Here is a 10,816-nt window from a genome sequence, read left to right on the forward strand (position 1 = left end):
GTCCCGCGCCCGGCCGGGCGACGGGCTGTGTGAAGAAGTGGGCGCATCCCGTGACCCGGAGGTCACAGCGGTGAAGGCGGTGGCCACGAGGAGGCGTGCGGCGCCGGCGGGCGGTTGGATCTCTTCTCCGGGGAGTGCTTTGATCCTGCGCACGGCGGGAGCGGCCGGGGCGGAATCCCGGTCTCCGGATTTCCGCGAGCACCCTCGCTCACCGCCACTGCGAGACATTCACGCGAAGGGAAACACCCCCATGAACCTCACCTCTCGGGTCGACACCGCCGAGCTCACCGACGCCGACCTGGACGCCGTCGCCGGCGGCAACGCGGGCGGCGTCGATGTCTCCGCGGGCCTCGTGGGCGGCCTCTCCGCCGGCCTGGTCGGCCCCCTGACCGGCGAGGCCTGCGCCGCCGTGCAGGCGGTCGTCTCGCCGGAGGGCGCGGCCGCGGGCGCGAACGCGGGCCTCCACACGACGTCGCTCTGACGCACTCCGCACAGAGGGCTCCGGGAAGCGATTCCCGGGGCCCTTTCGCATGCGGGCCTCGCAGGGGCCACGGCGGACATCGGCCTCGGACGCAGCCGGCAAACGTGAGGAATTTGCGAAACACGTGACGGAAATCTGGACACCCCGGGGGTGGGTAACACGGTGGGAGGGCGTGACGCAGACTTACTCGGACCCCTCAGATCCCGTCTGCAAAGCGATAGGAACAGCACTGTGAAACCTGACTCGATGTCGACCGGAGAACTGCCGATCTACGAGAGCCTCATACGCGAACGCGGTGACGTCGTGGAGGAGGCCCGTGTGGTGGCCGAAGAGACCCAGCACCAGATGAGCCAGGCGCTGAACGGGGTCGCAGTGGCCCCTCAGGAGACCGGCGCGGCGTGACCCCGGGGGGCGTCGCGCCTCCCGGGGCTTCGTGCAGCTGCTCTCCCGCAGGCCCGTCACCCGCCGAGCGGGTCGTGGCCCCAGTTCATCAGGGAGTACCGCCACCGTGAGTCCCGCACGTCCCCGGAGGGCCGCTGGGCCAGGTGACGGCGGACATAGCCGACGACCTTGCGCATGTGCCGGTAGTCGTCGTCCGTGAGGTCGCCCTTCTCGGCCCGCAGGATCGCCACGATCCGACGGCCGGAGGCGTGTCCGGTGGACTCGCCCCCGCCCTGGTGCTGTCCGGCGTTTCGCGAGTCGTCGGACTCCAGCCACTTCTCCAGACCGGCCGGTGTCATGTTCACCAGCTCACGGAAGTCGTTCCAGGTCTCCTCGCGTTCGCCGCCGTCCACGCCGCCTCACTTCTTCTTCTTGAGCGCGGACGGCTTGTGCACCGCGGTCCTGCCGGACTTGTCGCTGCGCACCTCGTACTGGGGGTCGTCCGGCGAGGCGTCGACCGTGCGGCCGGACGCCTCGGTCCGTTCGGTGATCTTCCGCTCCACCTCGCCCTCGGTGCGGCTGCCGTGACTGCTCCAGGTGACCTTGTCGCCCTTCTTCGGTTTCCCGCCCTCGCCGTGGCCCTTCGCCATGCCGGTACTCCCTCACCGAGACGCGTGATGTCCTTCCAGCGTGCGGGCTGAGCGGTCAGGGCGCAGCTCGGCGGGCGCCGGCCCGTTCGGTGCCGTGTCGTCGAAGGCCCACTCCATCCGGGGCTCCGTCACGCAGCGCAAGGCCCGCCGTACGGCCGGTGTGCACAGCGCGGTGACGACCACGGCCGCGACCAGGGTGGCGGCGATCACGCCGGCCGGCCCGCGGACCCAGGCCGGCTCGTACCAGCCCCAGTGCTTCGCGGCCTGCGCGACGAAACCGTGCAGCAGGTAGCCGGACAGGGTGCCGGCGCCCAGCATCGTGAACCAGGTCCGCCGCCCGGGCACCCAGGCGAGAAAGCAGCCGACCAGCACGAGGGAGCAGCCGAAGGTGGCCAGGGTCATCAGGGGCCCGTACCAGAGGGGGACGCCCAGTTCCGGGGCGCTGTCCGCGTGGAAGAACCAGGCGTAGTCCATCCGCGGAACCGCCCAGTACGCCAGGCCCAGGGCGCAGACGGCCACCGGCGCGGCGAGGATCCGCGCCGCGCGCCGTCGCACCAGCCGGAAGTGCTCCGGCCGCAGCAGCAGCCCGAACACGAAGTACGGCAGGAACTGCAACACGCGCTGCAGATCGAAGTCGGGGCCGATGGACGGCGCGGTCGTCGCCACCATCGCGACGACCAGGGCGAGCGGGAGCGGCCACCGCACCAGCCGCCAGAGCGGTGTGGTCAGCCGCCAGACGAACAGTGCCGCGAGGAACCAGGTGAGGTACAGGGGGTCCAGCAGGCTGACCGGGCGGTCGGGGTCCTGGCTGGACCAGCGGGTGAACAGGGTGTACGCCGTCTCGAACACCAGGTACGGGACGACGACGCCGGTGACCAGGCGCTTGAGCCGGGCCGGGCTGCCGTCGAAGGTGCGCGAGAAGTAGCCGGAGACGATGATGAACGCCGGCATGTGGAAGGCGTAGACGACGGTGTAGAGGGCGGTGACGGCCCTGCTGCCCTGGCGCAGTGGCTCCCAGGCGTGCCCCACGGCCACGAGCACGATCGCGAGGTACTTGGCATTGTCGAAGAACGCGTCCCGCTGCCGGGCCGGGCGGGTTGCGGCGTCCTGCTCTTCCGTGCGCGTCACCGGAGTCGTTTCCGCGCCCGGGCGGACCCCGGTCATCGTGTCACTCACAAGCCCTCCCGAAGCGACTCGAGGCGTGGGCGCCTCTTCCGGCCGGGAGTGAAGGAAGGGAGTGTGCGCAGAACATCGCCCGCACCCTAATCACAGGGCCGTGCATCCGTTCAACTCGTAACGGACATGGCTCGCTTCGGTTCATGCCCGGGTATACGGACCGGGAGGGGCGATCGTCTCCCGCAGGGCGCGGGTCCTGCCACTGCCGGAGCGGCCGGCGACGGTGAGGGAGGTGCGGGGGTGCAGGGCGAATCACGGACGCGCGGGACGGTGGTTCCTAGGGCGTGCGCGGCGGTCAGGTCTCCGTCCACACCAGCACGGTCAGTACGGCGCTCACGACGGTGACCGGTACGGCGGCCTGGTTCAGCAGCCGCACCCGCATGCTTCGGCCCGACGGGACCCGCTTCGTCACGGGCAGCACCACGAAGGTGCCGCCGCCCGTCCCGACGAGTTCGTGGATCGGGTGGTCCACGCGCTGCTGGTCGTCCTCGTACTCCGTCATGCGTGCCTGGACGACAGCGCCCGCGGGCAGTCCGTCGACGTGCAAACTGAGGGTTCCGCTGAAGCGGGCCGGACCGCGGGCGAAGACGCTTCCGCCGGTGGCGTGGTCGCCGGTCTCGTCGGTCCACTCCTCGGTGAACTCGATCGAGTTCCAGGCGCCGGGCGTGAGGTCGTACTGCTCGGCGACACCGAGGTTGACGTATTGGGGCATGGGGTCCTCTCCTTCCCATCGGCCCGCCGGGAGGGCCAGGGCATCGGCGACGTCACGGCGGAAGCCGGCCATGTCGAATCCGCGCGGGTCGACTTTCCAGTCGCTCCATTCCAGGTGGCCGATGGCGCTCTTGGGGCCCCAGCCGTGCGCGCGGCAGACCGCGGCGGTGGCCTTGACCATCGCGAGGTACTGGGCAGGCGGCCACGGGTCCCTGCCGTCGCCCTTGTTCTCGCACTCCCAGCCGTAGAACCGGGCGTTGCCGTCGACCGCGCCGGCCGAGCCGTCGTGCTCGTGCGTCGGGGGCGGATACGTGCCGTACGACTCGCCGATGACAGCGTCGAGGACGTCGCCGTCCCCGCCGCCGGCGTGGTTGGCCCGGCCGTTGCCGGTGAGGTGGACGACGCCGTCCTTGGTGATGCACCCGGTGGCGAGCGGGCCGGGCAGGGCACTGTGGCCGTGGAAGATCAGCCCGACGACGTCCGTGCCGGGGCCGGTGACGGTGTGGTGGATCACCACACCGTGCACGGGGCCCCAAGGTCCCTTGTGGTTACGGTTGTTGGTGCGCCAGCCGGCGACTTCGCGGACGGCGCAGCCCTCGGCTTTCAACGCGGTGACGAGCCGGGCGGCGGTGAGCGGGGTGGCCATGAGTCAGTCCTCCGTTCCGGCGCGTGCGTGCCGGTCTGAAGACGGTCCGATCACATGTGGGGAGCGGCCTGATCCAGGAGCGTGCCTGAGCTCGGGGCGTGCTGAATCTCGCAGCGCGTCTGATCCCGCAGTGCCGTTGTCAGGTCCTCACCATTCTCGCGCCGCTCGACCCGTCGCTCACCTCGCCGTACGCCACGTACCGAAAACGGCGCGATTGCGACGCCCGGGCACCGGGGAGAGAGGCGTCATCCGTCCCCGCCTCGACCCCGCACGGGTGCGCCCGGCACGCCGCGTCCGAGGCCACCTGGGTTGCGGCGTTCCGGTTCGACCAGCTGTTCGCAGCCGGGCCGTTGGGCTCGTCCGGAGGTCGCCGGCAGCCGGATTTCGACCGTCCGTGAGCCGGGACGGGCCTGTCAGACCGGGTCCGTGGTGGGTTCGGCGCGATGGCGGTCCAGGGCTGCGGCGCGTTCGTGGTAGGGGATGCGGGAGAGCCGGGACACCATCGTCCACATGTCGCGTTCCGCGGCGAGGGTCTGCGGGAGGGCGAGGCCGAGCGAGGCCGCGAGGGGTTTGCGGCCGGTGTTGACCAGGGCGCGAACCGCCGCCGCCCACTCGTCGGTGGCGGTGACCGCCGACCGGTACCAGACCGGCACGAGCACCGTGAGGACGACGAGGGTGCTCACCAGGGCGAGGCGGTCCGGCCGGCTTCCGGCCGTCAGGGCGAGAGCCGCCGCCAGGGCGACGGCGACGTGGCCCGACAGCAGGGCCACGAAGAAGTCGACGCTGGCGCGGGCGAGTTCGCTCTGGCGGCGGATCTGGTCCGGGACGCAGCCGGTGAGTTCGTTCCACAGCAGTTGGGTGTCGAGGCGGTAGCGGTCCCAGCCGTACTCCTCGAAGCGGCGGATGGCGTTCCCGAGCCGGGTCGGGGCGATCTGGTCCTCGGCGATCGGGAACCGGGCGAACCGCTCGCGCAGCAGCCCGCGTTGGACGGCGGTGCGACGCCGGTCCCGCCGGGCGGCCCGGGCGAGCCGCGCCTCGGCCAGCAGCCCGGCGAGCTCCTGCGCGTCCGCGGGCCGCAGCGGCCCCTGCTCGGCCGCCCGGCGCTCCAGACGGAGCACGGTCAGCCGGTCCGCGAGGAACGCCCTGGTCCGGCGGCTGCGGCGGCAGCCCGCTTCGAAGGCCCGGGCCGGCCACAGCAGGTACCCCTCCAGGAGCCTGTAGAGCGCGTTCTGGCAGGCGTTGGCGACGAGGCCGAGCAGCAGCGCCCCGGTCAGCAGGGTGAGGCCGGTGCCGGGTCCGCTCGGTCCGCGCAGCCGTTCGAGCGGGCCGAGGCCGCGCAGGCTCGGGGCGACGGCGAGCAGGAAGACGGCCAGGTTCAGCGCGGTGGGCAGGATCCAGCCCACGAGCAGCGTCCAGGCCCCGCCCAGCACGCCCTTGGCGATGTCACCCATCGGCGGGGTCGGGCCATTCGTCGTCGTCGGAGCCGGTGCTGGGTCCGGGCGGGGTGTGACCGACCGGGGTTCCGTACCCGCCGGGGTGTGTGTGACCCGCGGGCCTGGCCCGCCTCTTCGGCTCCTCGGCGGGGCGGGGCGTGCGAAGGCGGTCCTCCGCCCGGTCGAGGGACAGGGCGAGAGCGGCGCCGGAGGCCAGGACCGACCGGACCGGTTCTGCCGCCGCGAGACGGGCCCGGAGCCGGGCGACGAGGTCGAGCGTGACGCGACCGGTCCCGGAGATCTCGTCCACGGCCGCCTCGCACTGGTCCCTCAAGGCGGTGATCTCATCCGAGTCCCGCAGGCGTGGGAGGTCGGACCGCAACTCTGTGAGCACGGCGAGGAGTGCGCCGGCGTCCTCGTCCGTGGGCGGAGCGGGCATGGGGCCCCACGCGTCGCCGCCGGTCGTGAAGTGCGCGGCCGGTTCACCGGTGTGGCCCGCGGACGTGCTCTCCGGCCGCTCCCCCTCTGCTGCCATCAACTCTCCCTGGATCGCTGCCTCGTTCAGCCGGTCCGGTGATCCAACCGCATGCCGGGAGGGCGGGGCAACGCGTGGGCCGCGTCATCGGGAGCGGCCGCCCGGCCGGCGGGCTTCGGCGCGGGGCCTGCGGGTGTCAGGGGTTCGGCGGGGAGTCGGCCGCCCAGATGCGGCTGCTCAGGTCCGAGCCGCGCAGGACCTGGACGCGCCAGGGGTCGATGCGCAGCAGGTGGTAGTCGGGGCTGTCGGGGCCGGCGCTCCAGTAGAGGTGGGGGTCGTAGCCGACGCCCGGGGGGCTGTTGCGGCGGTACAGCTCCCAGGCGCGCAGCTTGGTGTCCCGGTCGGGCGCCCAGGCCGAGACGGCGTCGACGAACACCGCGTCCTGGCGGGGGTGCCAGTAGGCGTACGTCGTATGGGGGTTGTGCGCCAGGTGGGCGGCCTTCACGGGGGTGCGGAAGACCGCCAGCCACCCGACGGGGCGCCCGTCGACGGTTTCCCAGACGGGCTGGACGACGCGGGCCCGGGGGCGGTTGTGCCGGTCGACGGTGACCATCGTGCAGTAGACGGTCCGCTGGACGTACTCGACGAAGGCGGCCTCGATCTCGGAGAAAGAACGCACCCGTGCGGTGCCCATGGCGATACCTCGGATTCATGTACGAGGGGGCGGAAAAGGGGAAAAGGGGCGGGCCGCCCGGCCGCTCGACGGGGAGCGGCCGGGCGGCCTGTGGTGTCCGGCCGGCGGACCTCACGGGTCAGGCGGCGGGCGGGAAGTGCCCTTCCTGGACGAAGAACTCCACGTATTTGGCGAAGAGTTCACGCGTCAGCGGCGGGCAGGCGATGTCCGTGCCGGCCAGTGCCGCCTCCGTCTCGGCGGTGTCGATGGGCGGATAGAAGCCGTCGGTGTCGGACGTCATCATCTCGAAGGCGTGCAGCAGCGGCAGCAGGGCGTTGTCCCGGTCGGAGCGCACCGCGGCGCTCCACCGCTCCCGGTCGGTCTCGTCGAGCCGGTACCCGAGTTCACGCAGGTACGACACACAGTCCGCGAGGCTCAGCGAGGTGCGGTTGAACAGGTGGAAGGTGCCGCCGGCGGGCTCGCGGCGGGAGATACCGACGATGGCGGCGCTGACGTAGTCGACGGGCAGCAGGTGGAAGCGGCCTGCGACGCCGGCCGGCGCGGCCTGCGCCTGGAGGAGGCCCTTGAGGCTGAGCCAGACGAAGTCGCGGGTCTGGCAGGCCCCGTTGCGGGTGTCGCCGGAGATGACGTCGACGCGGTGCACCGACACCGGCAGTCCGCGGTCCCGGGCCAGGCCGACGAGTTGCTCGGCGACCCACTTGGACTGGAGGTAGCCGCTGGGCAGGGCCTCTGCGGGGCCGGTCGGGTCGGTCACCTTCAGGGGGACGCCGGGCGTGACCGGGCCGTTGAAGACGCCGACGGTGGAGATGTAGTGCACCGGGACCGTGCGGTGGCGGGCCGCCAGGCGCAGGACCTCCCGGGTGCCGTGGACGTTGGCCGCGCGCAGTGCCTCGTAGGGGTGGAGCCAGTGCACGGTGGCGCCCGCGTGGTAGACGGCGTCCACGGTGCGGGCGAGGCCGTCGAACTCCTCCTCGGTCAGGCCCAGTCGCTCCTCGGCCAGGTCTCCGGCGCGGACCAGCAGCCGGCTCTCGTCGATCTCGTCCCAGACGCGGTACCAGGTGAGGCTGGAGCGCAGCCGCTCGTAGGCCGCCGCGTCGTCCGCGCCGCGCACCAGGCAGTGCAGGCGGGCGGTCGTGGTGCGCATCAGGTCGCGCACCAGGAACGCGCCGAGGAATCCGCTCGCGCCGGTGACGAGGAGGTCCGACGGATCGGTGACGGTGCGGACGACCTCGTCGGCGGGGCGGATGTCGGCGGGCAGGTCGAGGTCGGCGGCGTAGTCGACGGCCGGGCCCGGCTCAATGTTGTCCTGGGGTGCGAGGAGTTCGCCGCGCAGGTGTGCCGCCAGGGCCCTGGGTGTCGGGTGGTCGAAGACCAGGGTGGCGGGCAGGCGCAGGCCGGTGACCGTGGCGAGTCGGTTGCGCAGCTCGACGGAGGTGAGCGAGTCGAAACCGCTGCTCTGCAGGGGGCGTTCGGGGTCGACGGTGCCGGAGCGGCCGAGGACCCGGGCGATCTCGGCCGACACGGCGTCGAGGACGGCTGTGTGCTGGGCGGCCTCGTCGAGTCCGGCGAGCCGTTCGGCGAGCCCGGGCCCAGCGTCGGCCGCGCCGCGCGCCGTGGCGCGGACCGGCACCCGCACCAGCGCCCTGAGCAGCGCCGGGACCTGCGGCTGGCGGCGCAGCACCGGGATGTCGAGCGGGGTGGCCACCAGGTACGGGCGGCCGGTGTCCAGAGCCAGGTCGAACAGGGCGGTGCCGAGCTCCTGTGGGACGGTGCGCAAGCCGCTGCGGGCGATCCGCTTCAGGTCCGTCTCGGTCAGGCCGCCCGTCAGTCCGGTCGCCTGCTCCCACAGGCCCCAGGCGATGGACGTGGCCGGCAGGCCCGAGGCGGCTCGGTGCTGGGCGAGCGCGTCAAGGTGGGCGTTGGCCGCGGCGTAGGTGGACTGGCCGGGGCCTCCGACGGCCGCGGCGACGGACGAGAAGAGCACGAACGCCGTCAGGTCGGCGTCGCGGGTCAGGTCGTGCAGGTTCCACGCCGCGTCGGCCTTGGGCCGCAGCACGGCGTCGAGCCGCTGCTGGGTCTGTGCGTCGATGACGCCGTCGTCGAGGACGCCCGCGGTGTGGACGACACCGCGCAGCGGATGCGCTTCCGGCACGGAGGCGAGGACACCCGCGAGGGCGGCGCGGTCGGCGACGTCCGCGGCGGCCACGGTCACGGACGCGCCCAGCGCCCCCAGTTCGGAGCACAGCTCGCTGGCGCCCGGGGCGTCCGGGCCGCGCCGGCTGACCAGCAGCAGGTGGCGGACGCCGTGGTCGGTGACCAGGTGACGGGCGAAGTGCGCGCCGAGCGATCCCGTGCCACCGGTGACCATGACGGTGCCGTCGGGGTCCCAGACCGTGCGGGGGACGTCGGCGGCGGGCGGCGGCACGGGGGTGCGCAGCAGGCGCGGTACGTGGATGCGGGGTGCGGTGCCGGAGACAGTTCGGGCGGGTGCAGCGCCGGAAGCGGTGCCCGAGACAATGCCGGCAGAGGCAGCCCCAGAAGCAGTGCCCGAGGCAGTTCCGGCGGAGGCAGCCCCGGAAGTGGTGTCGGAGGCCGTGCCGGGGGTGGTGCCGCGGATCGCGGCCTGGGGTTCGCCGGAGGCGACCACGGCGGACAGTGCGTCCGGGCCGGGTTCGCCGTCCGCGTCCACCAGGACGATCCGCCCGGGCGTCTCCGACTGCGCCGAGCGCAGCAGGCCCCAGGCGGCAGCGGCGGCGGGGTCGACGACGTCCTCGTCACCGGTGACGGCCGTGGCGCCACGGGTCACGACCACCAGCGGCGTGCCGGCCAGGGTCTCCTCGGCGAGCCACTGCCGCGCCCAGGACAGGGCCCGGCCGACGGTGTCCCGGACGGCGTCGCCCGCGGTGGCTCCCTCAGGGGTGGTCAGATCCAGGCGTACGGCCCCGACCCGTCCGCCGGCCACGGCGGCCGTGACGGCGGGTACGTCCGGGTCCGTGGCGGCGTCGAGCGTGAGCCAGTCGAGGGAAGCGGCGGGCAGGGGCCGGGCGATCCACTCCACGTGGTGGAGGGCGTCGCGGTGCCGGGTGCGGGCGGCCCGCAGCGCTTCGGCGCGGACGGGAGCGACGGTCACGGCGTCGGCCTCCGCGACCACCTGCCCGGCCGGGTCGGTCAGCCGCAGCGCGTAGGTGTCGGTGGCGGGGCTCGGGGCGAGGTGGACGCGCAGGGTGTCCGCGCCGACGGCGTGCAGCCGCAGACCGCGCCACCGGGTGACGGCCGCCGGCCGGCCGGGCAGGCCTGCGGCGTACAGCGGCTGCAGGGCGGCCTCCAGCAGGGCCGGGTGGAGCCCGAACCCCTCGGCGCGCGGGTCGGTCTCGGAGGCCAGGGCCACCTCGGCGAACAGCTCGCCGGCGCGTCGCCACATCCGGGTGAGCCCTCGGTACGCGGGCCCGTAGTGCACACCGGCCGCGGCGAAGCGCTCGTACAACTCGTGTACTGCTTCCAGCGGTTCGGTCCCGTCCGCGGCGGCCGTGAACGGCTCGGCGCCGGGCGGCGGCCAGGGCGCGGGCTCGGTGTCCGCCGGTGGGACGAGCGGAGCGTCGACGAGCACGCCGTGGGCGTGGCGTGTCCAGGACGCGTCGGCCGCCTCGGGCCGGGCGTGGACGGTGAGGGCGCGCCGGCCGGCCGGGTCCGGTTCACCGACGCGGACCTGGAGGTGCAGGGCCCCCTCGCGGGGCAGCACCAGCGGCTCGTCGACGACGAGTTCGTCCACGGCCGTGCAGCCCGTCTCGTCTCCGGCCCGGACGCGGGGCAGCACCAGCGGCTCGTCGACGACGAGTTCGTCCACGGCCGTGCAGCCCGTCTCGTCTCCGGCCCGGACGGCGAGTTCGGCGAGGACCGTGCCGGGCACGACGGTCTCCCCGGCGACGGTGTGGGCGGCGAGGAACCGGTCCGCGCGGGACGACAGGCGGGCCGTGAACAGGGCCTCGTCGCGGTCCCCCGGGAACAGCGCGGCGCCGATGAGGGGGTGCTCGGTGCTGTCCAGTCCGAATCCGCCCGCGTCCCGGCGGCCGGCCGTGAGTGCGTCGGCCCAGTACCGCTGGTGCCGGAAGGCGTAGGTGGGCAGCGGGACCCGGCGGGCTCCGGAGCCGGTGAAGAACGCCTCCCAGTCG

10 protein-coding genes are annotated in these 10,816 nt (G+C 73.5%); 2 read left to right on the forward strand and 8 right to left on the reverse strand.

Features of this window, described 5'->3' with window-relative positions:
• Window positions 1–250 precede the first annotated feature (250 nt).
• The gene (locus FDO69_RS04815) at window positions 251–481 is read left to right on the forward strand and encodes a hypothetical protein (RefSeq protein ID WP_138430052.1); all 231 of its coding nucleotides are present in this window, start codon (window positions 251–253) and stop codon (window positions 479–481) included.
• 246 nt (window positions 482–727) lie between these two features.
• Window positions 728–883, forward strand: coding sequence for a hypothetical protein (locus FDO69_RS41070; protein WP_167526520.1), 156 nt, complete (start codon window positions 728–730; stop codon window positions 881–883).
• A 56-nt stretch (window positions 884–939) separates the two neighbouring features.
• Here the strand turns inward: FDO69_RS41070 and FDO69_RS04820 are convergent, their stop codons facing one another.
• The 8 genes from FDO69_RS04820 to FDO69_RS04855 all read right to left on the reverse strand — a co-directional run.
• Window positions 940–1,275 (reverse strand): DUF3140 domain-containing protein, encoded by a 336-nt coding sequence (locus FDO69_RS04820; protein ID WP_104778457.1) that lies wholly within the window; start codon window positions 1,273–1,275, stop codon window positions 940–942.
• Window positions 1,276–1,281: 6 nt separating this feature from the next.
• Window positions 1,282–1,512 (reverse strand): hypervirulence associated TUDOR domain-containing protein, encoded by a 231-nt coding sequence (locus FDO69_RS04825; RefSeq protein ID WP_104778458.1) that lies wholly within the window; start codon window positions 1,510–1,512, stop codon window positions 1,282–1,284.
• A gap of 12 nt (window positions 1,513–1,524) precedes the next feature.
• On the reverse strand, window positions 1,525–2,688 hold the full coding sequence (locus FDO69_RS04830) for an acyltransferase family protein (RefSeq protein ID WP_234387845.1): 1,164 nt from the start codon (window positions 2,686–2,688) through the stop codon (window positions 1,525–1,527).
• A 295-nt stretch (window positions 2,689–2,983) separates the two neighbouring features.
• Window positions 2,984–4,045 carry a peptidoglycan recognition protein family protein gene (locus tag FDO69_RS04835; protein WP_104778459.1) on the reverse strand — a complete coding sequence of 354 codons (1,062 nt, stop codon included), beginning with the start codon at window positions 4,043–4,045 and terminating at the stop codon, window positions 2,984–2,986.
• A 413-nt stretch (window positions 4,046–4,458) separates the two neighbouring features.
• Entirely contained in the window at window positions 4,459–5,496 is a 1,038-nt protein-coding gene (locus tag FDO69_RS04840; protein ID WP_104778460.1) for a hypothetical protein, read from the reverse strand.
• Window positions 5,489–6,013, reverse strand: a complete 525-nt coding sequence (locus FDO69_RS04845; protein ID WP_104778461.1) for a hypothetical protein — start codon at window positions 6,011–6,013, stop codon at window positions 5,489–5,491. Before FDO69_RS04845 ends, FDO69_RS04840 begins: the two co-directional genes overlap by 8 nt.
• Before the next feature lie 136 nt (window positions 6,014–6,149).
• A complete protein-coding gene (locus tag FDO69_RS04850) occupies window positions 6,150–6,647 on the reverse strand; it encodes a pyridoxamine 5'-phosphate oxidase family protein (protein WP_104778462.1) in 498 nt (165 codons plus the stop codon).
• A gap of 118 nt (window positions 6,648–6,765) precedes the next feature.
• The coding region (locus FDO69_RS04855; protein WP_138430054.1) for a thioester reductase domain-containing protein at window positions 6,766–10,816 on the reverse strand (4,051 nt) is incomplete at its 5' end.

Source organism: Streptomyces tibetensis (genome assembly GCF_007655005.1).
Taxonomy (GTDB): domain Bacteria; phylum Actinomycetota; class Actinomycetes; order Streptomycetales; family Streptomycetaceae; genus Streptomyces; species Streptomyces tibetensis.

What these genes read in the sequence shown, in the direction of transcription:
- FDO69_RS04815 (WP_138430052.1), top strand. Translation starts at nt 251, where the DNA reads ATGAACCTCACCTCTCGGGTCGACACCGCCGAGCTCACCGACGCCGAC.
- FDO69_RS41070 (WP_167526520.1), top strand. Translation starts at nt 728, where the DNA reads ATGTCGACCGGAGAACTGCCGATCTACGAGAGCCTCATACGCGAACGC.
- FDO69_RS04825 (WP_104778458.1), bottom strand. Translation starts at nt 1,512, where the DNA reads ATGGCGAAGGGCCACGGCGAGGGCGGGAAACCGAAGAAGGGCGACAAG.
- FDO69_RS04835 (WP_104778459.1), bottom strand. Translation starts at nt 4,045, where the DNA reads ATGGCCACCCCGCTCACCGCCGCCCGGCTCGTCACCGCGTTGAAAGCC.
- FDO69_RS04840 (WP_104778460.1), bottom strand. Translation starts at nt 5,496, where the DNA reads ATGGGTGACATCGCCAAGGGCGTGCTGGGCGGGGCCTGGACGCTGCTC.
- FDO69_RS04845 (WP_104778461.1), bottom strand. Translation starts at nt 6,013, where the DNA reads ATGGCAGCAGAGGGGGAGCGGCCGGAGAGCACGTCCGCGGGCCACACC.
- FDO69_RS04850 (WP_104778462.1), bottom strand. Translation starts at nt 6,647, where the DNA reads ATGGGCACCGCACGGGTGCGTTCTTTCTCCGAGATCGAGGCCGCCTTC.